Source organism: Terasakiella pusilla DSM 6293, assembly GCF_000688235.1.
In the GTDB taxonomy this organism is placed as follows: Bacteria; Pseudomonadota; Alphaproteobacteria; order Rhodospirillales; family Terasakiellaceae; genus Terasakiella; species Terasakiella pusilla.
On sequence record NZ_JHYO01000008.1, the window covers coordinates 1 to 26,422 of the forward strand.

Sequence of the window (26,422 nt, forward strand, 5' to 3'; positions counted from 1 at the left end):
GTACCGGACTGGATACAAACGGAGGCGCCATCCAGTTCGAGAGCAGACTTAACGCCCAACTCTTTTTGAACCAGGAAGCCCTGACCGTCATAATAGTTTACCCCGGCGAAGTTCAGGCCCAGAGAGGTATCACGTGTATGTGTCCAAGTCGTGTTACGAGAAAGGATGTCGATCTCGCCAGACTGCAACGCTGTAAAACGTTCTTTCGCAGTCAACGGGATGAACTTCACTTTCATCGCATCGCCAAGGACGGCAGCGGCAACGCCACGGCACACATCCACATCGATACCTGTCCAGTTCCCTTTTTCATCCGGAATAGAGAAGCCCGGCAGACCTGTGGAAACACCACAAATCAATTCGCCGCGCGCCTTCACAGTTTCGAGGGTATCTGCTGCAGAGGCTGCACCTGCTGAAACGGCTGTTGCAACAAGCGCACCTGTCAGGACAGACATTGTTTTCTTCATTTTTGAAATCTCCCGTAATTTGTACAATAGACGGAACAAGCAACCGCCAGAAAACCGGCTTCACCCATCGCGTCCTTCGTCACCAAAAAATCCCTAACATTTTTTTGTTCATTTATTCTTTGGCTTAAAACTTTTTTTGCGGACAAAAGCCCGCTTTCGAACCCGTGTAACAAACAAAACCTGACATCGGCTCGGCTTGTTCATGACTTCAGCTTTACCCGTATTTAGTCGTTTAGCAAGACCAAAATCGGGATAAATTCCATTTTTCTGGCGGTCAAATTAAAATTTATGCGTAGTAATGGGTATACATCATTGCCCATGAATATAAATAAGGCGCTTGCGTGCGCTGCAGCGTAAGGAATCGGTTATTTTTTGTGCGCTGCATGATTACATTTTAGCCAGATCAAGGACTTTAATATTTTTTTTTAAATCTTTTGGATTTCTTCGCCAAAGCGTGGCAAAAAATAAACAAACCCAACTTTTTCGTTATGTGGAGAATCTAAAATTATGTCTGAAACCATTATCGGTGTCATCGGCGGCAGTGGCATTTACGAAATCGACGGACTGGAAAATGTCCGTTGGGAAACCGTCTCCTCCCCCTTTGGTAAGGTCTCCGACGATATTCTGTTTGGTGAACTGGACGGCGTGCTAATGCGCTTTTTACCGCGCCACGCCCGTGGACATAAAATCTCCCCCAGCGAAGTCAACTATCGCGCCAATATCGATGCCTTAAAACGCACAGGCGTCACCGATATTATCTCCGTCTCTGCCTGCGGGTCTTTAAAAGAAGAGCTACCACCGGGGCATTTTGTCTTGGCTGACGATTATATTGACCGCACATTTGCACGCGAAAAATCGTTCTTCACCACCGGCTGCGTTGCCCACGTTGCGTTTGGGGAACCTGTTTCCAAGCGCCTTGTTGATTGTCTGGAAGAAGCCCTGAAAGAAACCGGGATCGAGTACACCCGCGGCGGCACCTATCTTGCGATGGAAGGCCCGCAATTTTCAACAAAGGCGGAATCGAACCTGTATCGCAGCTGGGGCTGTTCTGTCATCGGCATGACAAATATGCCGGAAGCGAAGCTCGCGCGCGAAGCCGAGATGGGATATGCCACCGTTGCCATGGTCACCGATTATGACTGCTGGCACGAAGACCATGACGATGTTACCGTCGAACAGGTTATTCAGGTGCTGATCGGCAACGCTGAAAAAGGCCGTACACTGGTGAAAGCCGTTGCCCCAAAAATTGCTGCTGCCCCTTTACCTTGCCCAAGCGGATGTCACACTGCCCTTGAACATGCGTTGATCACCGCGCCGGATGCCCGCGACCCAGAGGTTATGGCAAAACTTGATGCGGTTGCCGGACGCGTCTTGAAAGGCTAACCCCACATGTCACGACCCCTGACATTTTTCAGCCTCTGCCTTATTGCCCTGTCTTTTTGGACGGGGCATGCGCAGGCCACAGAAGACGAAACCGTCCATGACATCTTCATTCATGAAGGGTTGAAATATCAATATAAAGGGGTCGTCCATGACCCGGAAAGTCTGGGTGCCCTATTACAGCCCCAAACCGCAAGCGAGGAAGAAGGCTATCATGTCCTGCGCTTAAACTGTGTCATCAGCAATGATGACCGCGCGCTATTTGAAGAATTGCAAAAGTGGGTCTACGCCAAAACCGTTGATGGCGACCCCAGCGCGCCGGAATGTCGCCGCGCCATCTCGTCCTTACCCAACTCCTACCTACGTGCGAAAATCGAAGATTCTATCGGTGAACGGTCCCTGAACGAGGGGGAACAGCCTTTTGTCGGCACCTGGCAAGGGGTACGCACAAAACCTGACGGATCCGTGGACTACACATGGCGCGTCCTTCGCTCTGATCAGGGCTTATTTCATGTCACCTTTTATCAAGATGACAGCTATTCTGAAGAGATGACCCTGTATCAAACCAACGGCTTTTGGTGGATCGAAAACGAGTTGTTTCACGAATTGCAGGACCATCGGATGATTTCGCTACCCGATGTCTATTCTTTTGAGATACAAGGCGACCAAATTATATTTTCCAGCCCCTACACTTCCTATGATTTTGTAGACCACCGCATTGAAAATTAAGGCATGACTCCATGAACGTAAACGGCACCCCGACACGCACCATCTGGCTCAACAACAATGGCTGGGCGGTTGATATTATCGACCAGACCAAAATGCCTCACGCTTACGAAATCGTAACCATGGAAACGCTGGACGATGCGTGCGTTGCCATTAAAGACATGTTGGTGCGCGGTGCACCTTTGATCGGGGCGACTGCGGCTTACGGGATGGCGCTTGCCCTGCGCAACGACGCCAGCACCAATGCTTGCGATGCGGCTTATGAGGCGCTCTATGCCACCCGCCCGACAGCCGTAAACCTGCGTTGGGCGTTGGATGAGATGAAGGCGAAAGTCTTCCCCTTGCCCGAAGCTGAGCGGGAAGCCGCAGCTTACAAGCTGGCGGCAGAGATTTGCGATGATGACGTGGCGCAAAACTCCGCCATTGGAGATCATGGCCTGAAAATCATTGAACAGCTCTGGGAGAAGAAGGGCAAACAAGGCGTCATCAATATCCTGGCTCACTGTAATGCGGGCTGGCTTGCGACCGTGGACTGGGGTACAGCCACCGCGCCGATGTATAAAGCCTTTGAAGCCGGTATCCCCATCCATGTCTGGGTCGATGAGACACGCCCGCGCAACCAAGGGGCCTCGCTGACGGCGTGGGAACTGGGCAATCACGGCATCCCACACACCTTAATTGTCGATAACGCAGGTGGACATTTGATGCAGCATGGTCTGGTCGATCTTTGCATTGTCGGCACAGATCGTACCACCGCCAGCGGTGATGTGTGCAACAAAATCGGCACCTATCTAAAAGCCCTTGCTGCCCATGATAATGGCGTGCCGTTTTATGTCGGCCTGCCGTCCCCGACCATCGACTGGACCGTCGATGACGGCGTCAAAGAAATCCCGATTGAAGAACGCGATCAAACCGAAGTCACGCAAATGACGGGCCGCCTGCCTGATGGCAGCGTTGCCACGGTTACCATCACGCCAGAAGGCTGTAAGGCAGGTAACTTTGCCTTTGATGTCACCCCTGCCAAATATGTCACCGGCCTGATTACCGAACGCGGCATTGCGCCGGCGACCAAAGACGGTCTGGCCGCCCTGTTTCCGGATAAAAACTAATGTTGGCAAAAGACGTCATTAAAACCGCCCTGAAAATGAATGATCTGGGGATCAATCAAGGCACCAGCGGCAATGTGTCTGCACGCAAGGGCAGCGGTTTTCTCATTACCCCCTCCGGTCTGGACTACGACAGTTTAAAGGCAAAGGACATCGTCAAGGTCAAACAGGACGGCAGCTATAAAGGGCCGTTGAAACCGTCGAGTGAATGGCGCTTCCATCATGATATTTATCAGGTGCGCGACGATGTAAATGCCATCATCCACACCCATTCCAAATTCGCCACCACCTTGGCCTGCCTGCGCCAAGACTTACCGCCCTTTCATTATATGATCGCAGTGGCGGGGGGCAAAGATATCCGGTGTGCGCCGTACGCGACCTTCGGCAGCCAGGACCTATCCGATCACGCGATTGAAGCCTTACAAGATCGTAAAGCCTGCCTGCTTGCCAACCACGGCATGATCGTCGCGGCGGAGAACTTGAAAAAAGCCCTCGCCATCGCCCATGAGATCGAACTGTTGTGTGAACAATATCTCAACGCCCTGCAAGTCGGTGAGCCGCATACCCTAAGCGATGCAGAAATGGAAGAAGTGCTGGAAAAATTCAAGACCTACGGCAAACAAGATACAAAAGAGGAAGACTAACCCCTTCCCATCGTCAAACAACACCCTACATTAAGACAATGTTTCTAAAATGTAGGGTGTTTTTATGTTGAGAACAGGTCTTGTCGCTTCTTTGTTTTTACTTGCTGCACAGCCAAGTCTGGCGCAAGACAACCACACCTCCCAACAACATGATTTTAAACTGGTGGAAGTTACCAACGGGCTGGACCATCCGTGGGGCATGGCTTTTCTGCCTGACGGACGCATCCTGATCACCGAACGGGACACTCCGGCCCTACGCCTCGTCGAAGACGGTGTGTTACATCCCAGCCCGATTGCGGGCCTGCCGGACAATATTTCAACATCCGGTCAAGGCGGCTTGCTGGATATCACACTGCATCCCAATTTTGCCACCAACCAAGTGCTCTATCTCTCCTATGCGGGGAAAGGCGACGACGGTGTCGGTACGGAAGTCCTGCGCGCCAGACTGGTCGGTCATCACTTGACGGACGTCGAGACTGTCTTTCAAGTGTTCCCGAAGACGGGCGGCAGCGCCCATTATGGCTCCCGCCTGCAATTTGGGGCGGAGGGTGAACTTTATGTCACAGTTGGCGATCGCTACAGTTACATGAACGAAGCGCAAAACCCCGCCAATCATCTGGGCAGCATCCTGCGCCTGACGGATGAAGGAAAAGCCTTCAAAGATAATCCGTTCAGCGATACTGTCGGCAAAAAACCTGAAATTTACACTTTCGGTCATCGCAACCCACAAGGCCTGACCGTTCGCCATACAGATGGATCCCTTTGGGCCCATGAACATGGCCCGCGTGGCGGGGACGAGGTGAACAAGCTAAAAGCCGGTGCAAATTACGGCTGGCCCGCCATCACCTACGGCATTGATTATTCGGGACGGACAATTTCGGACAAAACCCACGCGGCGGGTATGGAACAGCCCGTTGTATATTGGGATCCCTCCATCGCGCCCAGCGGCATGGCTTTTTACAAGGGCGACAAATTCCCCAACTGGCAGGATGATCTGTTTGTCGGTGCCCTTGCCGGACAACATTTGCGCCGTCTGGAAATGGAAGGTGATCAGGTCGTGGACCAAGAGGTCCTGCTCGACGAGCTTGCCCGGATCCGCGATGTGCGCAACGCACCGGATGGGTATCTCTACATTCTTACAGATGAAAGTGACGGCAAGCTGTACCGCCTTGAACCCTCAGTTCAATAACGCATTGACGGTGCGCACCAACTCGTCGGACCGAAACGGTTTTTGCAAAACAGCATCCGCACCACTCACAAGGGCAGCATCCAGCAAATCACCGCCATCTTTTAAGGCGCCCCCGCCGGAAATGGCAAGGATGGCGATATTGGGGTTCGCCGCAATCGCTTTGTCGATGACCGCAAGTCCGTCAATATCAGGCATCAGAATGTCCGTGATCAACAGATCGTAGCGACCATGCTTAAGCATGTGTAACGCTTCTTTACCGTTTTCGGCACTTTGCACCTGAAAACCAGCCTCAGCCAAAGCCGATTTCATCACCAACAAAATTGCCATGTCGTCATCGACAATAAGAAGCTGTGCCACAGTGGCCTCCGCCTTGATTTAAAGTTGTATTGTACGCTACCATACGAAAGGTAAATAAATCATAAAGCTTGGCGTTTGCTTTTATTGTTCGCATCCCCTACATTGTTTGCGTATCGAAAAGGAAACAACCGTGCAAGATTACCTCACTGAAATTGCCACCATTATTGTGGACCTTCCCCACTGCAAAAGACTCGGCTTGAAAATCACCCGCCTTGATCAAGGCAGCGGGGCGATGGAACTCCCGCCACAAGCTGACTTTATCGGCAATACCAAGCGCCAGTTTATGCACAGCGCAATCGCCACAACCTTGCTGGATACCTTGTGCGGCGGTGTTGCCTCATCAGTTTATGATGGCGGGCGCACGGTTGCGACCCTTGATCTGCGCATTGATCACCTGACGCCGCTGGATGGCAGCAAACCCCTTTTTGCCGAGGCGGAGTGCTTTCACCGCAATGAGGACGTTGCCTACATTCAAGGTTGGGCGTGGCAGGACACGCCGGACAAACCCGTTGCCAAAGCGACCGGCACCTTTATGACCAATGGTAAATTCCAACTCCAACCAAAGGCCCCGTCATGAGCCAGAAACTCACGCACCTGCAAGACCTGAACCGCCTGATCCCCTACGCGCAAATGGTCGGGCTTGAGATTGCACGTGACGACAAAGGGCTCCTCACCAAGCTTCTTGCCCACCCGGATAATATCGGCAACGAGGTCATCGGTGCCATCCATGGCGGGGTGGTCGGCGGGCTTTTAGAACATGCGGCTTCTTTCCATCTTTTACACGAACTGCTGGATCGCGACACCATCCCACGCATTATCAATGTGTCTTTTGATTACCTGCGCCCCGCCCTCTTGAAGGATACATACGCCCGTGGCTATATCGTCAAACAGGGCAAACGCGTTGCCAACGTGCGCGTCAGCGCGTGGCAGGAAGATGAAAACAGACCCGTTGCCTGCGCAAATGCACATTTCCTTATTGCGTAAATTGTCCCGAAGACCCATTTATAAAGGCCCTAGAGATCGCAGAAGAATGTAAGGACATGGATAACATGCAGTTTTCAGAAACCACCCGAATGGTCACCGTCACCGTTAATCCGTTTTTTTTAGAGGATGAGTCAGACCCGCAGAAAAACAGCTTCATGTGGGCCTATCACATCCGCATCAACAACGAAGGCAACGAGGCTGTCCAGCTGATCTCGCGCTATTGGAAAATCACCGATGGTTTGGGCCGCGTTCAGGAAGTGCGCGGCGAAGGTGTCGTGGGCGACCAACCTCTGTTACAACCGGGGGATTCGTATGAATATACCAGCGGTGTCCCTTTGCAAACCCCGTCCGGCTTTATGGGCGGCGCCTATGAAATGATCAGCTCTGTAGGCGAGCGCATCCACGTAACTGTGCCAACTTTTTCTCTCGATAGCCCCTTTGAAGCACATACCGTCAATTAAGAGAATTGCCCTTCGCGCCTAAGTATGAAAAAATACACAGATATTTCATCATATAAGGACAAGAGGCGTGACTTCCCCTTTTGGTATTATCGGTCGCTGTGAATGGGTTCATTTTTCTGAACTGGAAGGATGCGACATCAAAGCGAAAATTGACACCGGCGCAGATACATCCGCGTTACATGCCTGGAAAATAAAGCCATTCGAAAAAAATGGTCAGGAATGGGTGCGCTTTGAAATCCACCCCAAACAAAAAACCACAGAGGGCAAAAAAATGTGCGAAGCCCCTGTATTGGCCAAAAAAGATATTAAAAGCTCAAACGGTCAGATCGAGTCGCGCTTTACCATTCGCACACCAGCGAAAATAGGGCCGCACAAATATCATATTGACTTAACCCTCACAAACCGCGATGAAATGGGTTTTAGGATGCTATTGGGCCGTAAAGCGATCAAGGGGAGGTTCCTTGTCGATTGCGCCCATTCTTTCTTACAATCTCACGCAGAATAACCATACACGCTTCTAGGAGCCACTTATGAAAATCCTTATGCTTGCAAGGAACCAAAACCTTTACTCCCACAAGCGCCTGAAAGAGGCTGCGGAGGAGCGCGGGCATGAGTTGAATATGTATGACCCGCTGAAATGCTATATGGATATTGCGTCCCATCGTCCGAAACTGTTTTTCGGCTCAACCGAGATTAAAGGGTATGACGCGGTTATTCCCCGCATTGGGGCGTCCGTCACCTTCTATGGTCTGGCTGTGTTGCGCCAGTTGGAAACTATGGGCATGTTTCCCGTCAACGAGTCCGTCGCCATTGAACGATCGCGCGACAAGCTGCGCTCCATGCAGTTGCTGGCGCGCGATGGCATTGGCCTGCCCGTCACCGTCTTTGCCCATGACACCAAAATGACGGAAGAAGTGATCCAGCGCGCAGGCGGTGCCCCGGTGGTGATCAAACTTCTGGAAGGAACGCAAGGCGTCGGTGTTGTCCTTGGTGAAACACATAAAGCCGCCAAATCCGTGATCGAAGCGTTTCGTGGGGCAAACGTCAACATTCTGGTGCAAGAATTTATCCGCGAAGCCGGTGCAACCGATATCCGTGCCCTTGTTGTGGGCGGTAAAGTCGTTGCCACCATGCAACGCACCGGCGCTGAAGGTGATTTTCGTTCTAACCTGCATCGCGGTGGGTCCGCCTGCAAAATCCGGATCACACCGGAAGAACGCAGCACTGCCATTCGCGCGGCAAAAACCATGGGGCTGAATGTCTGTGGTGTGGATATGCTGCGGTCCAACCACGGTCCTGTGGTGATGGAAGTGAACTCGTCACCGGGTCTCGAAGGTGTGGAAACCGCAACAGGCATTGATGTGGCCAGCAAAATTATCGAGCTTATTGAGAAAAAGGCCGAATACGGCAAAACAAAAACCAAAGGCAAAGGTTAAAATCATGCCCCGTGCTCCCTTTATCTTGCGTGATGTCGAAATTCCCGCGGGGACGCGGAAAACCATTGATCTTTCAGTCGGGTCTTTCAGCAACCATATGCCCGCGAATATCCCTGTTCATGTGATCCACGGGCGCACTGAAGGCCCAACGCTGTTTGTCAGCGCCGTGGTCCACGGGGATGAAATCATCGGCGTGGAAATTGTGCGCCGACTGCTGGCAACCCGGTCTTGGACGCGCCTGAAAGGTACCTTGATCTGTATTCCAGTGGTCAATACATTCGGTTTCATCAGTCATAGTCGCTACCTGCCGGACCGGCGTGACCTCAACCGATCTTTCCCCGGCGCGCCCGATGGCTCGCTGGCTGGTCAGCTCGCCCATGTGTTCATGCGCGATATTGTCGCAAAATGTGACTACGGTATCGACCTGCATTCTGCGGCAACACATCGCGTTAACCTGCCGCAAGTACGCTACAATTCAGATACGCCCGAAATGGCGGAAATGGCGACCGTCTTTGGCGCCCCCGTCGCCCTTGAAGCGCCCTTACGGGAAAATTCCTTGCGCGCAGAAGCCGCCAACCTCGGTGTCAACGTCCTCCTCTACGAATCGGGCGAGGCTTTGCGCTTTGATGAATATGCGGTGCGTATTGGCGTGCGCGGGATCCTCAACGTCATGGGGCATCTGGGCATGATCAACAAACGCAAACTCACCTCGAGTGCCGCAAAATCCGTCACTGCCCATCGCAGCAAATGGGCGCGTTCCCCCATCGGCGGCATTTTCCGCGCGGTTAAAACCATTGGGGACGTGGTCAAAAAAGGTGACGTTCTCGGCTATATCTCCGATCCGTTTGGCGCGAATGAAGAAACCCTGACATCGGCCCTAGAAGGGGTGATCATCGGGCGCACCAATCTCCCCCTCGTTAATCCGGGGGATGCCCTCTTCCATATCGCCCTTCTCAAAAAGATTCGGGTCGCAGAAGAAAAACTCTCCCAAATGGAAGAAGATATCGAAGCCGATCCCCTGTTTGATGAAGACGAGATTATCTAGCTTCTCTCTGCCCTGACAGCCCCTAAAAAACTTCGGAAATTTAAGTCACTTGACAGCTTGCCTTTAATTAAGGATATTTTTTATCCTTAATTAATTCACAGGAGCTTGAACCTATGTCACAACGTCTAAAACCCGCCCAGTTCTCAGCCGCACAATATGAAAAGATGGCGGCCCTTTCCGAAGCAACACGGGCGAATAGCGCTCTTGAAACCTCGTTATTACATCTCATTGATGCCCGCGTTTCCCAGATCAACGGCTGTGCCTTCTGCCTAGATATGCATATCAAAATGGCACGGGCTGAAGGTGAAAGCGAATTGCGCCTGCATCATCTGGCCCTCTGGCACGACTCGCCCCTTTTCAGCCAACGTGAAAAAGTCGCGTTCAAATGGGTCGAGGCCGTTACCTTGCTGACCGGTAAAGGCATTGCAGAAGATATCTACCAAGAAGCGCTTGGAGAATTTGGGGAAAAAGATCTGTCCGATCTCACCTTCGCCATTGCCTCCATCAACAGCTGGAACCGACTGGCCGCGCCTTTCAATACGGTTCCCGGTTCAGCCGATGCTCTCTTCGGTCTGGATGCAGTAAAACTCGGATAAGGATAAGAAGCCGCCCCTGTCGGGGGATTGGCGGCTTCTCATTTCCTCATAGACGCGCTAGAAAGGATACCAGAACGTTCACATGCATTTTTCCAAAGAGGGCGCGATGCTTCTCAAAAATCAGGTCGAATGGGCCTTACATTGTTGCTCTATCCTCTCTGCCCTGCCCGCAGACGTGCGCCTGTCCACCAAGGCCCTGTCCGAATTTCACGGCATCCCGAAAGAATATCTCTCCAAAGCCCTGCAAGCCCTTTCAAGTGCAGGCTTGGTGGAAGGGACACTGGGCCCTAAAGGCGGCTATCGCCTTGCCAAAAGCGCCCGCGAGATCAACTTTCTGGAGATTGTCGAAGCCATCGAAGGGCGCAAGCGTACTTTTAACTGCACAGAAATCCGCGGGAACAATCCGTGCAATCCGGCGGATCAGACCTACACCAAACCGTGTGGGATTGCCCGCATCATGTGGAACGCCGATGAGGCCTGGCGCGACAGCTTGCGCGGCGTCACCCTGCAAGACCTGAATGACAATCTCGAAGACGACCTCACAGAAGAAGAATTGCAAGAAAGCCTCAACTGGCTTTTATCTTATAAGTAAGATAGGGATGTTTATTAGCTTTCGGGCAGATTCATCCTTGCATTCTGGCTAACTTGAGTCTATAACCCGCTACCTCGTCACCGACACCTTGTGTTTGTGGCGCATATTTTGTTAAAGGCATTAAATGATGACGCGTTTGGCTAAGGCATGCCTCTCCGTCAGGTTTAATGTAGATACACAAAGGATAATGAAATGCCTAAGATGAAGACAAAATCTGGCGCTAAAAAGCGCTTCAAGATCACAGCGACTGGTAAAGTTCGCGGTGCATACGCATTTAAATCTCACAACCTGCGCAAGCGTTCTCAGAAAATGAAACGCCAAGCACGTGGTACATTTATTTTGACGGCCGCTGATGCGCGCACGGCAAAAACAATGTTGCCTTACGCTTAGTCCGCACAGTTATTAGAAAAGGTTTAAATCAATGCGTTCTACTGTAGCAGTTGCATCCCGTGCACGTCGCAAGAAAATCATCAAACAAGCCAAAGGGTACCGCGGTCGTAATAAAAACGTCCTGCGCGTAGCTATGGAGAAGGTCGATAAAGGCCTTCAGTATCAGTACCGTGACCGTCGTAACAAAAAGCGTAACTTCCGTTCGCTTTGGATTCAGCGTATCAACGCGGGTACACGTCAGTACGGTGTCTCTTACTCACAATTCATGAACGGCCTCAAACTGGCTGGTATCGAGCTGGACCGTAAGGTTCTGGCTGATCTGGCAGCACGTGAGCCAGAAGCGTTTAAATCCTTGGTAGACCAGGCTCAGGCCGCTCTAGCCAAGTAACAAAACGCTCATGTAAAGCGTCTTGCTTTACGGCAAAATATCTTGGAAAAGAGGACTGAAGCCTTATGGCTTTAGTCCTCTTTTTGCTTGTTCACACATTTCCATTTTAGGAACGGATTATGGAAAATATCGATCAGATAAAAACAGAAGTACTGGAAGCTGTCGCAGCCGCAACAGACTCCAAGGCTCTTGACGACATTCGCGTCAGTGCGCTCGGTAAAAAAGGCTCCATCACCTCATTGATGAAGAACATGAAAGACCTGAGCCCGGAAGAACGCAAAGAAACCGGTCAAAAGCTCAATATCGTCAAAGGCGAAGTGGCTCAAGCCCTGGATGCCCGTAAAACAGAACTGGCCGACGCTGAACTGAACGCCCGTCTGATGGCAGAAAAAGTCGACGTCACCCTGTCTGTGCGTCCAGAGACACAAGGCACCGTTCACCCGGTGAGCCAGACCATCGACGAAGCCATCGCCATCTTTGGTGAAATGGGCTTCAGCGTCGCAGAAGGACCAAACATTGAAGATGATTGGCGTAACTTCGGCGCGTTGAACATTCCGCCAGAACACCCAGCCCGTCAGGACCATGACACCTTCTACCTGCCGCGCGAACAAGACGGCAACCGTATGGTTTTGCGTACCCACACGTCCCCTGTTCAAATCCGTTCCATGCAGGAAAAGGGCGCCCCGATCCGTATCATTTGTCCGGGTCGCACGTACCGTTGTGACTATGACGCAACCCACACACCGATGTTCCACCAGATCGAAGGTCTGGTCATTGATGAAAAGACACATTTCGGTCACCTCAAAGGGTGCCTGATTGACTTCTGTAAAGCCTATTTTGGTGTGGATGACCTTCCCGTTCGCTTCCGCCCCAGCTACTTCCCGTTCACTGAACCCAGTGCGGAAGTGGATATCGGCTGCACCCGTGAAGGCGGCGAATTTAAAATCGGCGCAGGCGATGACTGGCTGGAAATTCTCGGCTGCGGCATGGTCCACCCGAAAGTGTTGGAAAACTGCGGCATCGACTCCGAAAAATATCAGGGCTTTGCCTTCGGTATGGGCATCGAGCGGATTGCCATGTTGAAATACGGCATTCCTGATCTGCGCACATTCTATGAATCTGATTTACGTTGGTTGCGTCACTACGGCTTTAAAGCCCTTGATGTGCCATCCATGGTGGGAGGGCTGACCCGATGAAATTCACCTATAGCTGGTTGCTTGAGCACCTCGACACAGACAAAACTTTCGATGAGATCGTCGAAAAACTATCCATGATCGGCCTTGAAGTTGAAGGCGTGGAAGATCGTTCCAAAGGTCTGGAAACGTTTAAAATCGCTGAGATTCTAAGCGCTGAAAAACACCCGGACGCGGACAAACTGAAAGTCCTCAAAGTCTCTGATGGCGAAAAAGAATATGACGTTGTCTGCGGTGCGCCCAACGCACGTGCGGGCCTGAAAGGCGTCTTTGCGACCTCCGGGTCCTATATCCCCGGTCTGGACGTCACCCTAAAGCCGACAAAAATTCGTGGCGTGCCATCTGAAGGCATGATGATGTCTGAAGCGGAAATGAACCTGTCTGACGATCATAACGGTATTGTTGATCTGGCTGGTGACGTTGAAGTTGGCGCGCGCGCAGTGGACGTAATGGGGCTGACCGATCCGATCATCGAGATTGCGATCACTCCAAACCGTGGCGATTGCGCCGGTGTGCGCGGCATTGCCCGTGATTTGGCAGCGGCTGGATATGGCACCTTAAAGCCGATCAATACTGATCCGGTTGCGGGCACATTTGAAAGCCCGATCAAGATCAACATTGCCGACACAAAAGCCTGTCCGCAATTTGCGGGTCGCTACATCCGTGGCGTCAAAAACGGCCCGTCCCCAAAATGGCTGCAAGACAAGCTGCTGGCTGTTGGCCTGCGTCCGATCTCTGCCCTTGTGGATGTAACAAACTATTTCTCCCAAGGTCTGTGCCGTCCGCTGCACGTTTTTGATGCCGACAAACTGAATGGCGACATCAACGTCCGTCTGGCGAAAGAAGGCGAAACCCTGCTGGCCTTGGACGAAAAAGAGTACAAGCTGGACAGCGACATGACCGTTGTGTGTGACGACACCACCCCGCATGGCCTGGGCGCCATCATGGGCGGTGAAGTGTCCGGCTGTACCGATGAGACAACAAACGTCTTCCTTGAATGTGCGTTGTTTGACCCGATCCGCACCGCCATGACAGGGCGCAAACTGGATATCCTGTCTGATGCGCGCTATCGTTTTGAGCGTGGCGTGGATGAAGCCGCGGTCGTTGACATGACAGAAATGGCAACCCGCCTGATTCTTGAACTATGCGGCGGCGAAGCGTCCGAGCTGGTCGTTGCGGGTGAAGAGCCTAAGTGGCAACGCACCATCACGCTGCGCAAGGCCCGTGTTAAAGAACTGACCGGCGTGGACGTGTCGGAAGCGGACATGGTGCGCATTCTGGACGTACTGGGTTGTAAGCTAGACGATCAAGGCGACAGCTTTGCCGTTCAACCGCCGTCCTGGCGTTCCGATATTGAATTGGAAGCCTGTCTGGTCGAAGAAGTTATCCGCGTTTATGGCTACGAACATATTGAGGAAGTCTCGCTTGTTCGTGACACCAATCTGCCGGAAGTCGCGCTGTCCCCTGCCCAGCAGAAACGGGATGTCGCACGACGCACGTTGGTCACCCGCGGGATCTCCGAAGCGGTGACGTACGCCTTCCTGCCGGAAAAACAAGCCCGCCTGTTTGGCTGGACAGACGAAAACCTGCGTCTGACCAACCCGATCAGCACGGACCTTGAGATCATGCGCCCAAGCCTGCTGCCAAACCTGTTGGCGGCGTGTCAGCGCAACAATGATCGCAACATGCCGAACGGGTGCCTGTTTGAAGTCGGTCCGCAGTTTGATGGCGATCAAGCCGATCAACAGCCGGTCGTGGTTGCCGGTGTGCGCACAGGCCAGACAGGCCCGCGTAACTGGGCACAATCCCCGCGCCGCGTGGATGTGTTTGACGCCAAAGCAGATGTAATCGCGGTTCTGGAAGCAGCCGGCGCGAAAGTAGACAGCCTGCAAGTGGACCCGGAAGGGGCGCCCGCCCATTACCACCCGGGCCGCAGCGGTGCCTTGAAACTTGGGCCGAAAAACACCTTGGCCTACTTCGGGGAACTGCACCCCGGCGTGCTCACCAAGATGGGCTACAAGGGCATTGCGGTTGGTTTCGAGATTTATCTTGATAACATCCCGGCCACAAAAGCCAAAAAGACTGGGGCTTTGCGCCCGCTTTTGGTGCTGTCACAACTGCAATCGGTGGAGCGCGACTTTGCCTTTGTCGTTGATAGTGACGTTGCAGCCGCCAAGATCATCCAGTCTGCTAAAACAGCAGACAAAAAGCTGATCTCTGATGCAAGCATCTTCGACGTTTATGAAGGCGACAACATGGAAGCGGGTAAAAAGTCCGTTGCCATCACAGTGACCTTGCAACCGACGACAGATACCCTGACAGACGAAGACATTCAGACTGTCAGCGATAAAATCATCGCAAGCGTTGCGAAAAACACTGGTGGGGAGCTGCGCGCTTAACGCCAGCTTCACATCAGCGACGAAAAAAGGGCTTCCACTTTTTCAGGTGGAAGCCCTTTTTGCTTAAGCCCTTGTCTTAGTTGTGTTCGTTCATATAGGTGACATAGAGCTTGTCATACTTCATCGTATGTTCGCGCAGCCATTTCGCCATATATTCCAGAAAATCAACACTGGTATCCTGACCCGCTTCCTGCTGTCGTTTAATCTCGTTTAAACGCTCCAAGAAGACCCGGTGGGACTTTTTGTGGGCTTCCAGCTCTGGATAGCTCATCTTCGCCATCTCGGCTTCTTCATTAGCCAAATGAATATTCATGTGGTCACTAAACTTGGCAATCATGTCATCAACCTGATCTGCGCCTTTGCCCAGACGCATGAGCGAGTAATACCCGTTGAGCATCGTGATAAACTCTTGGTGTTCCTCATCCACAACCGGATTACCCGTTCTCAGGCTCTCATCCCATTCCATCAGAATGATGGTGTCATTGTCACTTCTGACACGGTCCAAGAACGATTTCACCTCTTCGCGCAGGATTTCCGCTTGATGGGATAGTTCAGAGGACGCATCGGAAATCTGGGTCGCTGCCGCCCCGGTTTCCCCTGCCGCCTGCTCCACCGACTGGATGTTGATCGTCACCTCGTTTGTCCCTTGTGAAGCTTGCTCCACATTTCGCGCAATCTCTGACGTGGCCGCCGTCTGTTCTTCCACAGCCGCCGCAATAGAGTTGGCAATCTGGTCAATCTCGGTAATCGTTTCCCCAATGCTGGAGATCGCAACCGCCGCTTTGTGGGTCACCGACTGCACTTCGCCGATTTGCTTGCTGATTTCCTCTGTCGCTTTTGCGGTTTGGTTGGCAAGGTTTTTCACTTCACTTGCCACCACAGCAAAGCCCTTACCCGCTTCACCCGCGCGCGCAGCTTCGATGGTTGCGTTTAGAGCCAACAGGTTGGTTTGTTCGGCAATATCCTGAATAAGGCTCACCACGGTGCCGATCTTGCCCACTTCCTCCACCATATTTTCAACAGTAGCTTTTGTGTCTGTCGCCTGTCTGGCCGCATAATCCGCAACCTCAGACGATTTATGTACATGGCGGCTGATCTCACCTTCAGAACTTGCCAGTTCTTCCGCTGCGGACGCGACCGTCTGCACGTTGGTCGAAGCTTCTTCCGCCGCCGCCGCCACGGTCGTTGCCTGTGAACTGGTCTCTGTCGCCGTTGCGGACATTTGTGTGGCAGAGGCCTGTAATTCGGTTGCCGCCGACGTCACGGTCTGAACAACCTTGCCTACGCTGTCTTCAAAGCTATCGGCCATCTGGATCATGGCGGCTTTGCGCTGTGCATCCGCGCGGCGTTCCTGCTCGATCTGTTCGGCTTCCAGTTCCTTCACCTTGATCATCTGTTCTTTAAAGTGATTAACCGAAACTGCCATGTCGCCAATTTCGTCCGTCTTGTCGGTGTAGGGCACATCAACCGTCAAATTATCTTGCGCCAAATGCCCCATAACCCCCGTCATCGCCCCAATCGGGCGGGTAATGGAACGCGACAAGACAAAACCGATCGCCCCGACAATGACCGCAATCACCAGCACCACCAGCGCCAGAACATCACGCAATTCAAATGCCGGGATATCAACTTCATCCATCGCAATTTCTGTGACAGCCGCCCATGTAGTCCCATGGAATGTGATCGGCGTGTAATTGGACAGGACTTCTACCCCCTGATAATCAACTGCAACCATCACCCCCTTCTCACCAGCCAAAGCTTTTTTAACCGCATCGGTTTCAATTTTGCGCTTCAGAATCGTGCTCTCTTTGGAGAAACGCGAATCACTTCGCATGGTGTAATCCCCACCAACGAGATAACTTTCCCCGGTTTTCCCCATACCGACAGCCGAGTTCATGATCTTGTTGATCCGTTGAATCGGCATCTGAACGATCACGGCCCCATGAAAAACACTGCCTTCCTCATAGAGCGGTGTCGCCATGAAACTTGCCGGTTTATCCCCGCTAGGGGCATAGGACGCGATATCGGAAAAAGCAATGGTGCCTAACGGCTTGTTTTCAACTTCCCTGTAAACTTTTGCAAGGTCGGTCTTGGACCAATCGCCATCCTTAAGGTTGGTGCCAAAATCCGTTTCCTTATAGACGGAATAAACAACGTCCCCGTCCTCATTAATAAGGAAAATATCATAAAAACCCCGACTGTTGAGCAACTGAGTAAACCACGGATGATAATGCGCATGGGACGCGCTATAGTCTGACCCGTCCCCGGCATCTACCAATTTTTGACGCTCCCCCGCTTTGTGTGGATTATTGGTGATATACAGCGCGCGCACCATCTCTTTGGCGCGATCACCATATTGCGCAAAAGCGTTTTCAATCTCCTACACCGCTTTGACAGCCATATCGTTTGTCGCTATGACGCGCAAATCTTCTTCCACCGCATGCAGATAGTTTTCCAATTCACTGACACGCGCTTCTTTCACCGCTGCCAGCTTGGAAAAAGCCGCATCTTCCAGCGCCTTTTCTGATCGGGTAAAGGAGATCACCCCCGTCACCACCACAGCAAGGATGGACAGGCCTATTATAACCGAAGGTAGTTTTGTAGAAAGCTTCATGGCGGAGTACGACCTCTCGTTCTATTCTTAATAGATTGCCCCGCGCGCCCCTAATAACAAGAGGCACGATAACAAGATCAATCATTTGGTTAGTGCTTTGAGAATTGTAACAGTTTTATCACACAGGACACCAGTGCATATCAACCATAACTTACATTCAAATACTCTTATGGATTTTTTGCTATGACTTGGATCAATTCTAAACAAATAAACCCATCTTCCTCAACCAGATCGCCGACCGATACACCCAGACAGCACCAAATCCATTTCTTTAAGTCATTGATTTTTAAATGAAAAAAAGAATTTCCTATACCTAATTGCTACACACAGTTAGTACACTCTAGATTCGTTTGATGTCAAATTCATTCTACAGGCGGATTTCCATTCCCCTGAATTTTAGAAATCCGCTCATTTCTATTTCGTTCAATATCATCAATAGTTTCAATCTTAGGCGTTTAACCCCGGAGTGTGGTGGAATGAGTTATACTGATCCATCAGCACCGAGGACATTATGGGACAAGTTCTACACGTAAGCGCCAAGACCACTCACGCAGTCAGAGCAGCAATACAGCAATCGCAAGCTTCGGTCTCGGAGTTAAGCGAGCGTTACGGCATTAATCCTAAGACTGTTCGCAAGTGGAGACAGCGCGAAACAGTAGAAGATGCAGCGATGGGGCCCAAGAACCCGCATTCGACAGTTCTTAGCCCTGAGCAAGAAGCGGTTTGCATTGCCTTTCGCCGTCATACTTTATTACCCTTGGATGATTTCCTGTATGCTTTGCAGGCCAGTCTTCCCCATCTTAGCAGATCATCTTTGCATCGTTGTTTTCAGCGTCATGGTATTCAATTTACCAATCAGAAACGTCAAAAATATGCCTTTCATCACATTTTTGATAGGGTATGCGATGAGTTTGATATTGAGCACCGTCTGACAAAAATCAACCACCCTTGGACAAATGGGCAGGTTGAGCGGATGAACCGAACTCTCAAGGAAGCGACTGTAAAACCCTATTATTACGAAAGTCATAATCAACTTCGTAACCACCTGCAAACATTTGTCGCGGCTTATAATTTCGTAAAGCGTTTAAAAACCTTACGAGGTCTAACACTATACGAATACGTTTGTAAAATCTGGACAAAGGAGCCAGAAAGATTCAAAATTGATCCAACCCAACACACGCCGAGACTAAATACCTAGTCAGGTAATAGAACATTGCGCAGCCCCCATCAACTTTTACTGAAGTCAATTTGTACCTGAATAAAAAACCCACTTCGCCCGCAGAGGGGAAAGACGAAGTGGGTTTATCGGATCAACTGAACCGCTTATTTCGGCATAGGACGCAGGGTCTTGTCAAACTGGTCCATGGTAGGATATGTCATCGGGTCCAGATCCTCGAGTTTATCCAAATAAGCGTCATAATCAACGAGGAACTGTTCGCGGTCTTCCTGACTGATATAAGGAACATGCCAACCCACAAACGGCGGCAAGACGTCAAAACCGGCATAACGCAATGTGCCACGCAACAAGGGACGCAGCATATCTTCAAACGGACCGTGAATGGCGCCTTCGCCGAACATATGTTCCTGACCGCCCAAGGTACAGGCAACCAACGCTTTTTTGCCAGCCATCCCGCCTTTATCATAAAAACGCAGACCGCCGTAGATTTTGCCAGAAATGAACACCCGGTCAAACCAGCCCTTCAGGATCGCCGGAACCGAGAACCAATAAATCGGGAAGCTGAAAATTACCAAATCAGCCCACAGGACCTTTTCCACTTCTGCCTGAATGTCAGCTGCGATGGTTTCATTTTCATACCCATGACGTTGTTCCAAAGCGTAGACCAGATAGTCTTTGTTTTTGCGATCGGCGAAATCGTCAGCGCTTGCAATCGGGTTCCAATTCATTTCATAAAGGTCCGAAACCTTTACCTCATGGCCCTGCCCTGTCAGTTTTTCAACAGCCTTATCTTTCATCGCTGTTGTAAAGGACTGCGGTTCTGGGTGGGCATGCACAATAAGAATATTCATAGCTTTACTCCAATCTCGTTATGTCATTTTAATCAAGGGGTGTCGGTGCGTGGCAGACCTCGCAAACAGGGGGTGCTGCCGGTGCAAATAGCTTAAAAATAGAAAGGGAAATGATGACCACCGACGACACGAGCACCAGAAAGATCATCAGCTTTTCATGTCCGAAGTGATCAATAACCACCCCGCCTAACAAGGACCCAATCGCCGCCCCGCCGGTAAAGGACAGTAGAAGGGAAGCGGAAACCTCGACCCGCTCATCCGTCAAAATTTCGTCATTTACGATAGACACACTCAAGGGATAAAAGGAGTTGATAAACACCCCCAATATCATAGACAGGAAACACAGCAGCCAAAACGAACTTTGCGGCGCCAGATACATGACGCAGGCCACAAAGATAGTCCCGCTTAAGGCCGTGTTAAGCGTATTCCATCGCCCGAACCGATCCGAAATCATACCCACCGGCAACTGCAAAAGCGCCCCGATACAAATCGCCGCCCCCACAAAAACACCAATTTGGGTCATGCTATAGCCGCTCTTTTCCGCATAGACAGCTGCATTGGAAAAATAAGATCCGAAGGCAATCCCGGTAATGGGACACAAAAGACTAGCCATCCCTTTCCAGCGGAATCTAAGAAGTTTTTTCTCAAGGACCTTACGGCCCACACCGGCGCATTTGCGAAAAATAAGCAAAAACGGGATCAACGCGATCAAGCAAAAAGACACAGACAGCATCAGCATCACATTGCCCGTTCCTTGCCAAAAGGTCAGCAAAAACTGGCTGCCGCCCAATGCGCCCATAGACAAGAGAATATAAAGCCCAAAGACCCGACCGCGCTGTGCATTCGGAACGGATGTGTTGATCCAACTTTCCGAAATCAGGAAAAGACCACTCATGGCGATACCGGACACAAAGCGGATACACATCAATAAAAACAAATTGCCGGTAAAAGGAGTCACGGCCATACAGGTGCTTAAAATAACTAAAAACACCAAAAACATGGGCACGTAACCAAAACGAAAGACAATCGCCGGCAACACAAACAACGGCGCAGCCTGCCCCAAAAAATAGGACGCCATAACACCTCCAACTGCTGAAGATGAATGACCCACAGACAAAAGTTGTAGCGATAGAACAGTATTATATAGTCCCGCTCCTGCTGAAAACATCAGACAGGAAAACAAGAGAGGGCCTAAGGCCAAATTTATTTTCATCACATGCCCCTAATAGGACGTTTCAGCATCCAGCTTGCGCTCATGAAGCACACGGTTTAACCAATCCGGGTCCATTTCCGGCTCCGAAGAAAGTAAAAGTTCCGTATATTCATGATGGGGCGGCGTGAACATATCGTCACGTAAGCCCTGCTCAATGATATTCCCCTGCCTCATCACCACAACTTCATCTGCAATCGCGCGCACGGTTGCGACGTCATGAGTGATAAACAAGTAGGCCAAACCCATTTGATCCTGAAGCCGTCTCAACAGCTTTAAAATGCCCGCTGCCACCAACTGATCCAATGCCGAGGTAACTTCATCACAAATGATCAGTTCAGGTTCCGCCGCCAAAGCACGCGCAATCCCGATCCGTTGTTTTTGACCACCTGACAACTCCCGCGGTTCACGCATCATAAATTTATCGGGGTCTAGCTCGATCATTTCTAGGAGTTCACGAACGTGCGCTTCTTTCGCTTTGCCCTTTAGGCCTAGATAGAATTCCACAGGTCGCCCGATGATATCCTTAATCTTCTGACGCGGATTAAGGGCCGTGTCCGGGATTTGATAGATCATCTGTACTTTGCGCAAATCATCTTTATGACGCTTGCGGTAATCCGATGCCACTTCTTGTCCATCAAACAGGATGCGTCCTTGGGACGGTTCCAGCAAGCCGGTAATAACCCGCGCTGTCGTACTTTTACCAGAACCAGACTCACCGATAACCGCCAATGTGCGGCCTTTGTAGACCTTCATGGAGACGTTATTCAAAATTTGCACATTGCCGTAACCGGCGACGATGTTATCCACCTCAACCACGGGCACTTCGTTCGGGGTCACGCGACGGACCTCGCTTTGCAAGGTTCTGACCGACCAAAGGCTCTTGGTATAATCTTCCTTTGGCGCCGACAGCATCTCACGAGTTGGGGCTTCTTCAACAAGGCTACCATGTTTCAGAACCATGATCCGGTGCGCCATTTGCGCCACTACCGCAAGGTCATGGGTAATATAAATGGCAGAACAGTTAAATTCGTTCACCACTTCGCGCACAGCCGCCAGCACTTCTATCTGTGTGGTAACATCAAGGGCGGTCGTTGGTTCGTCAAAAATAATCAGATCAGGCTTGCACGCCATCGCCATGGCAGTCATCGCGCGTTGCAATTGCCCGCCTGACACCTGATGGGGATATCGAAACCCGATGGTATCGGCATGGGGCAGATGTAAACGCTCGTATAAGTCCAACGCATTGGCCTCGGCTTCTTTACGCTTCATCGCCCCCTGCTGGATGGGCCCTTCGCAATGTTGGTCGATAATTTTATGCGCCGGATTAAAAGACGAGGCCGCACTTTGCGCCACATACGCAATGCGCACAGTGCGAAGGGCACGGCGTTCCTTTTGGTTAGCCTGCGCAAAATCCAGACCATCAAACAGGACTTTCCCCTTGGTGATCTTGCAGCCGTCACGGGTGTAGCCCATAGCTGCCAGACCAATGGTCGATTTGCCAGCCCCTGACTCGCCGATCAAGCCCAGAACTTCACCTTTTTTAAGGCTCAGGTTGATCCCTTTTACGATTTCATACCATTCATCTTCAAAGAATGCAGAGATATGCAAATCCTGAATATCCAGCAGAAGGTCGTTAGTGTTTTGCGTCATGACATTAATCCTTCAGTCCGCTGGACAGATGCAACAGCCAGTCCACAACAAAGTTTACAGCAACGGTCAGCAAGGCAACCGCAGCAGCGGGCAAGAGTGGCGTATATTCCCCAAACGTGATCAAAACCGCGTTCTCGCGCACCATACCACCCCATTCTGCCAACGGCGGCTGAATACCAAGACCCAAGAACGACAAGCCACTAATAAACAGAAAGACGAAACAGAAGCGCAGGCCAAACTCAGCGATCAAGGGGGCGGAAATATTGGGCAAAATCTCGCGCGAGATGATCCACAGCTTGCTTTCCCCGCGCAGTCTGGCGGCTTCGACAAAATCAAGGGTCACCACGTTCATGGCTGTTGCCCGCGAAATCCGAAAGACCCGTGTCGCATCCAACACCGCGATCACAAAGATCAGAGACACTGTATTGGTCCCCACCACCGACAAAATCAGCAAAGCAAAGATCAACTGCGGGACAGCCATTAAAATATCAACGGTGCGCGACATCACTTGATCAAACCAGCCGCCCACAGTTGCTGACAACATCCCGATGGTACCACCGATCAAAAACGCCAATACCGTGGTTGCAAAGGCAACACCAACCGTATTACGCGCCCCGTAAATCAGGCGGGTAAACATGTCTCGCCCCAGATTGTCCGCACCCAGCCACATGCTGGCATCAGCCGGTGCATAAGCATCCGCGATAATTTCGGTTTCGCTAAACGGGGTGATAAACGGTGCAAACAGCGCGCAAAAAACATAGACGCAGATAACGAAGAGGCCGAATTGCGCACTCAAAGGCGCTTTGGCAATTTGTTGTGTATACGTTCTCATCCTACTTACCTCGGGTGCATGAGACGGGGGTTGGACAGGATGGAGATCACATCCGCAACCGTATTCAAGGTGATATAGGTGACCGCAAAGATCAGACTACAGGCCTGCACGACGGGCAAATCCCGTTTAGAGACCGAGTCAACCAACAGCTGCCCCAATCCCGGATAAACAAAGACCACTTCCACAACCACCACACCAGCGATCAGATAAGCCATGTTCAACGCGATCACGTTTGCAATCGGTGCAAGGGCGTTAGGAACCGCATGGAAAAGGATCACGCGTGACTGCTTCATCCCCTTCAGACGGGCCATCTCGATATAGGGACTAGCCAAAAGATTAATCAGCGCCGAGCGGGTCATACGCATCATTTGCGCCATAACCACCAAGACCAACGTCATAACCGGCAAGATCGCGCTAAAGACTTTATCCCAAAAAGGTGCATCCGGGTTCGGGCTGGACATGCTGGGAAACAGACCCAGCTGGATCGAAAAAACATAAATCAGAATGTACGCCACAAAAAATTCTGGGAAAGACACAGAGGTCAAAGCAGACACGTTTACAATTCTGTCAAACAAAGTGTTGCGATAAAGCGCTGCCAAAATCCCCAACGTCACCGCCAACGGGATCGAAATCACAGCCGCCAAAGCTGCCAAAAACAGCGTATTGGACAAGCGTCCCAAAATCAGGTCTGCGACATCGCGTTGGTTGGCGAAAGACACACCAAAGTCACCGACCATCGCGCCAGATAACCAGCTAAAAAAACGTGTGAAGGCAGGTTGATCCAGCCCCAACTGCTTTCGGAAAGCGGCTAGGTTTTCAGGCGTTGCCGACTGACCGAGGATCGCCTCAGCCAAATCACCGGGCATTAATTCAACGGCAAAAAAAATGATAACAGAAACAGCAAAGAGGGAGAAAAGCCCAAAAAAAATGCGTTCTGCTAGAATCTTATATAAAACATTCATGATGTTCAAATTCATAAAAACGAAAAAAAAGATCGGGTGCTCAAGGAGATTTCAAAAGGGGAGCGCCATGATGGCGCACACCCGATCCGTAAGGTATTAGGACAAACGGCTTAAGCTTGCCACCAACGTTCAATTACGCGTAAACCATCGAGTTCGGCATTAGAGGAAAGCTTACCATCGTTAGCAATTTTCTTGGTCCGTGCGGAGACAAAGTTACCAAACATCGGCATCAACGTGCTACCTTCGTTGCTTAGGATACTTTGCATTTCGTAGTACATAGAACGGCGCTTTTCTTCATCCAGTTCAGAACGTGCCGCAGTCAACAGTTGGTTAAACTTGTCATGCTTAAAGTGGCTCTCGTTCCAGGAAGCGTTTTCGGCGTAAACCAATGACAGCATGCTGTCTTCGGTCGGACGACCAAAATAGTAGGACGCACAGAAAGACTCTTTCATCCACACATCGTTCCAGAAACCGTCAGAAGGCGCGCGCACCACATGCAGATCAATACCTGCTTTGGACATGTGTTCCTTGATCATAACAGCAGCGTTGGTTGCGCCAGAGAAAGCTGCATCAGACACGTGCAACCTGATTTGCAAACCGACTTCGTTGGCTTTCTTCAAGTGGAACTTGGCCTGATCTGGGTCATAAGGGCGTTGCGGCAAGTCTTTGTTGTAAAACTTATAAGCTGGGGAAATCGGGTGGTCGTTCCCCACCATGCCGTAGCCTTTAAGCGCTGTTTTAACCAAGGCCTCACGGTCAACCGCATATTTGATCGCCAAACGGACATCATTGTTTTTGTAAGGCACACGATCCATCATCATCGGGAAAGTGTAATGCTGACGCCCTGTTACGTTATCAATCACAACATTCGGGTTGCGCTTGAGCAGGTGAACCGCTTTCAGGTTCACACGGTTGATCAAGTCAACTTCGCCTGTCATCAAAGCGTTAATCCGTGCTGTGTCATCTGCAATCACCAGAACTTCGGCACCATCAAAGTGAGCGCGACCTTCTTTCCAGTAATTGTCGTTGCGCACCAGCTCCAAACGGACACCCGGCTCAAAATGCTTGATCTTGTAACCGCCTGTGCCATGACCGGATTTCCAGTCTGCCACACCGTCTTTAGACGGCAGCATAACAAGGTGAAAATCAGTCAAAACATAAGGGAAGTCAGCGTTACCGCCCTTCAACTCAAAGACAACATTGTTGCCGTCAGCGCGCACGTTTTCAACTTCCGTCAACAGCCCCTTCGCCGCAGATTTACTGTCTTCGCCTTGGTGGTGGCGAATGGTGGCAATCACGTCTTCGGCACCAAACACTTTGCCGTGATGGAACTCAATGCCGTTGCGCAGCTTGAAAGTCCATTCTTTTGCATCCGGCGAGGCTTCCCAAGACACGGCCAACTCAGGGATCAACTCCCCTTTGTCATTGATTTCTACGAGGTTGTTATAAACAGCACCGGAAAAACCGATCATGGTAAACGCTTCTGCCCACAAGCCAGGGTCGGTGGAATCGGTGGTGTTACCGCTGGACACAGCCACTTTGATAATCCCACCTTTTTTCGGCTCTGCCGCTTGTGCAGTCCCAGAAAACGCGACCGGCGACAGTCCGCCGATAAGACCCGTGGCAACCGTCCCCTTCAGCAATGAGCGACGCGTTAAGCTAAAACCATTCCCTGAATTCTCAGACATTTCTCTCTCCTATGAAGCATCCTGTTGATTTTTACCTTTAAAATCCCGTAGTTATATTTTTGTCAGGATCGGTCTAAATCATAAT

The 26,422-nt window shown here is 51.1% G+C and carries 28 protein-coding genes; 18 read left to right on the top strand and 10 right to left on the bottom strand.

Annotated elements, in window-relative coordinates; translation table 11 throughout:
• Nucleotides 1–464: transporter substrate-binding domain-containing protein (locus tag Q397_RS0106755; protein WP_028878877.1), on the bottom strand; the 464-nt coding region annotated here is incomplete at its 3' end.
• Between the two features lie 507 nt (nucleotides 465–971).
• On the opposite strand from Q397_RS0106755, the gene Q397_RS0106760 reads away from it, so the two are divergent.
• From Q397_RS0106760 to Q397_RS0106780, 5 genes are all read left to right on the top strand, one after another.
• Nucleotides 972–1,847 (top strand): S-methyl-5'-thioadenosine phosphorylase, encoded by an 876-nt coding sequence (locus Q397_RS0106760; protein WP_028878763.1) that lies wholly within the window; start codon nucleotides 972–974, stop codon nucleotides 1,845–1,847.
• A 6-nt stretch (nucleotides 1,848–1,853) separates the two neighbouring features.
• Nucleotides 1,854–2,573 (top strand): hypothetical protein, encoded by a 720-nt coding sequence (locus Q397_RS0106765; RefSeq protein WP_028878764.1) that lies wholly within the window; start codon nucleotides 1,854–1,856, stop codon nucleotides 2,571–2,573.
• An 11-nt stretch (nucleotides 2,574–2,584) separates the two neighbouring features.
• On the top strand, nucleotides 2,585–3,679 hold the full coding sequence (mtnA, locus tag Q397_RS0106770; protein ID WP_028878765.1) for an S-methyl-5-thioribose-1-phosphate isomerase: 1,095 nt from the start codon (nucleotides 2,585–2,587) through the stop codon (nucleotides 3,677–3,679).
• The gene (locus Q397_RS0106775; RefSeq protein ID WP_028878766.1) at nucleotides 3,679–4,320 is read left to right on the top strand and encodes a class II aldolase/adducin family protein; all 642 of its coding nucleotides are present in this window, start codon (nucleotides 3,679–3,681) and stop codon (nucleotides 4,318–4,320) included. Before mtnA ends, Q397_RS0106775 begins: the two co-directional genes overlap by 1 nt.
• 64 nt (nucleotides 4,321–4,384) lie before the next feature.
• On the top strand, nucleotides 4,385–5,509 hold the full coding sequence (locus Q397_RS0106780) for a PQQ-dependent sugar dehydrogenase (protein ID WP_028878767.1): 1,125 nt from the start codon (nucleotides 4,385–4,387) through the stop codon (nucleotides 5,507–5,509).
• On the opposite strand, the gene Q397_RS0106785 is transcribed toward Q397_RS0106780, so the two are convergent.
• Nucleotides 5,498–5,866, bottom strand: coding sequence for a response regulator transcription factor (locus tag Q397_RS0106785; RefSeq protein ID WP_051609787.1), 369 nt, complete (start codon nucleotides 5,864–5,866; stop codon nucleotides 5,498–5,500). The two genes, Q397_RS0106780 and Q397_RS0106785, sit on opposite strands and share 12 nt — an antisense overlap.
• A 130-nt stretch (nucleotides 5,867–5,996) precedes the next feature.
• On the opposite strand from Q397_RS0106785, the gene Q397_RS23950 reads away from it, so the two are divergent.
• The 12 genes from Q397_RS23950 (at nucleotide 5,997) to pheT (ending at nucleotide 15,350) form a co-directional block, all read left to right on the top strand.
• A complete protein-coding gene (locus tag Q397_RS23950) occupies nucleotides 5,997–6,443 on the top strand; it encodes a PaaI family thioesterase (RefSeq protein ID WP_028878769.1) in 447 nt (148 codons plus the stop codon).
• Complete coding sequence (locus tag Q397_RS0106795; protein WP_028878770.1) at nucleotides 6,440–6,850, top strand: PaaI family thioesterase; 411 nt, start codon at nucleotides 6,440–6,442, stop codon at nucleotides 6,848–6,850. The genes Q397_RS23950 and Q397_RS0106795 overlap by 4 nt, the downstream gene beginning before the upstream one ends.
• A 65-nt stretch (nucleotides 6,851–6,915) precedes the next feature.
• Entirely contained in the window at nucleotides 6,916–7,311 is a 396-nt protein-coding gene (apaG, locus tag Q397_RS0106800) for a Co2+/Mg2+ efflux protein ApaG (RefSeq protein WP_028878771.1), read from the top strand.
• A gap of 67 nt (nucleotides 7,312–7,378) precedes the next feature.
• The gene (locus Q397_RS0106805; RefSeq protein WP_028878772.1) at nucleotides 7,379–7,816 is read left to right on the top strand and encodes an ATP-dependent zinc protease family protein; all 438 of its coding nucleotides are present in this window, start codon (nucleotides 7,379–7,381) and stop codon (nucleotides 7,814–7,816) included.
• A 25-nt stretch (nucleotides 7,817–7,841) separates the two neighbouring features.
• On the top strand, nucleotides 7,842–8,747 hold the full coding sequence (rimK, locus tag Q397_RS0106810) for a 30S ribosomal protein S6--L-glutamate ligase (RefSeq protein WP_028878773.1): 906 nt from the start codon (nucleotides 7,842–7,844) through the stop codon (nucleotides 8,745–8,747).
• Between the two features lie 4 nt (nucleotides 8,748–8,751).
• Nucleotides 8,752–9,792 carry a succinylglutamate desuccinylase/aspartoacylase family protein gene (locus tag Q397_RS0106815; RefSeq protein WP_028878774.1) on the top strand — a complete coding sequence of 347 codons (1,041 nt, stop codon included), beginning with the start codon at nucleotides 8,752–8,754 and terminating at the stop codon, nucleotides 9,790–9,792.
• A 113-nt stretch (nucleotides 9,793–9,905) separates the two neighbouring features.
• Complete coding sequence (locus Q397_RS0106820) at nucleotides 9,906–10,388, top strand: carboxymuconolactone decarboxylase family protein (RefSeq protein ID WP_028878775.1); 483 nt, start codon at nucleotides 9,906–9,908, stop codon at nucleotides 10,386–10,388.
• Nucleotides 10,389–10,494: 106 nt separating this feature from the next.
• Nucleotides 10,495–10,980, top strand: coding sequence for an RrF2 family transcriptional regulator (locus Q397_RS0106825; RefSeq protein WP_028878776.1), 486 nt, complete (start codon nucleotides 10,495–10,497; stop codon nucleotides 10,978–10,980).
• A 192-nt stretch (nucleotides 10,981–11,172) separates the two neighbouring features.
• A complete protein-coding gene (gene rpmI / locus Q397_RS0106830; RefSeq protein WP_028878777.1) occupies nucleotides 11,173–11,370 on the top strand; it encodes a 50S ribosomal protein L35 in 198 nt (65 codons plus the stop codon).
• A 31-nt stretch (nucleotides 11,371–11,401) separates the two neighbouring features.
• Entirely contained in the window at nucleotides 11,402–11,758 is a 357-nt protein-coding gene (rplT, locus tag Q397_RS0106835; RefSeq protein ID WP_028878778.1) for a 50S ribosomal protein L20, read from the top strand.
• A gap of 119 nt (nucleotides 11,759–11,877) precedes the next feature.
• On the top strand, nucleotides 11,878–12,954 hold the full coding sequence (gene pheS, locus Q397_RS0106840; RefSeq protein WP_028878779.1) for a phenylalanine--tRNA ligase subunit alpha: 1,077 nt from the start codon (nucleotides 11,878–11,880) through the stop codon (nucleotides 12,952–12,954).
• Nucleotides 12,951–15,350, top strand: coding sequence for a phenylalanine--tRNA ligase subunit beta (gene pheT, locus Q397_RS0106845; RefSeq protein ID WP_028878780.1), 2,400 nt, complete (start codon nucleotides 12,951–12,953; stop codon nucleotides 15,348–15,350). The genes pheS and pheT overlap by 4 nt, the downstream gene beginning before the upstream one ends.
• Before the next feature lie 76 nt (nucleotides 15,351–15,426).
• On the opposite strand, the gene Q397_RS23955 is transcribed toward pheT, so the two are convergent.
• Nucleotides 15,427–17,685 carry a bacteriohemerythrin gene (locus tag Q397_RS23955; protein ID WP_051609788.1) on the bottom strand — a complete coding sequence of 753 codons (2,259 nt, stop codon included), beginning with the start codon at nucleotides 17,683–17,685 and terminating at the stop codon, nucleotides 15,427–15,429.
• Nucleotides 17,686–17,730: 45 nt separating this feature from the next.
• Complete coding sequence (locus Q397_RS0106855) at nucleotides 17,731–17,964, bottom strand: hypothetical protein (RefSeq protein WP_028878781.1); 234 nt, start codon at nucleotides 17,962–17,964, stop codon at nucleotides 17,731–17,733.
• A gap of 511 nt (nucleotides 17,965–18,475) precedes the next feature.
• Here Q397_RS0106855 and Q397_RS21445 point away from each other — a divergent pair.
• Nucleotides 18,476–19,162, top strand: coding sequence for an integrase core domain-containing protein (locus Q397_RS21445; RefSeq protein ID WP_028878782.1), 687 nt, complete (start codon nucleotides 18,476–18,478; stop codon nucleotides 19,160–19,162).
• Between the two features lie 125 nt (nucleotides 19,163–19,287).
• Here Q397_RS21445 and Q397_RS0106865 read toward each other — a convergent pair whose 3' ends face one another.
• The 6 genes from Q397_RS0106865 to Q397_RS0106890 form a co-directional block, all read right to left on the bottom strand.
• A complete protein-coding gene (locus Q397_RS0106865; RefSeq protein WP_028878783.1) occupies nucleotides 19,288–19,992 on the bottom strand; it encodes an NAD(P)H-dependent oxidoreductase in 705 nt (234 codons plus the stop codon).
• 28 nt (nucleotides 19,993–20,020) lie between these two features.
• A complete protein-coding gene (locus Q397_RS0106870; protein WP_084148971.1) occupies nucleotides 20,021–21,205 on the bottom strand; it encodes an MFS transporter in 1,185 nt (394 codons plus the stop codon).
• Nucleotides 21,206–21,214: 9 nt separating this feature from the next.
• A complete protein-coding gene (locus Q397_RS0106875; protein ID WP_028878785.1) occupies nucleotides 21,215–22,855 on the bottom strand; it encodes an ABC transporter ATP-binding protein in 1,641 nt (546 codons plus the stop codon).
• 4 nt (nucleotides 22,856–22,859) lie between these two features.
• The gene (locus Q397_RS0106880; RefSeq protein ID WP_028878786.1) at nucleotides 22,860–23,687 is read right to left on the bottom strand and encodes an ABC transporter permease; all 828 of its coding nucleotides are present in this window, start codon (nucleotides 23,685–23,687) and stop codon (nucleotides 22,860–22,862) included.
• Nucleotides 23,688–23,692: 5 nt separating this feature from the next.
• A complete protein-coding gene (locus Q397_RS0106885) occupies nucleotides 23,693–24,649 on the bottom strand; it encodes an ABC transporter permease (protein ID WP_028878787.1) in 957 nt (318 codons plus the stop codon).
• A gap of 110 nt (nucleotides 24,650–24,759) precedes the next feature.
• Nucleotides 24,760–26,337, bottom strand: coding sequence for an ABC transporter substrate-binding protein (locus Q397_RS0106890; protein WP_028878788.1), 1,578 nt, complete (start codon nucleotides 26,335–26,337; stop codon nucleotides 24,760–24,762).
• Between the last annotated feature and the right edge of the window lie 85 nt (nucleotides 26,338–26,422).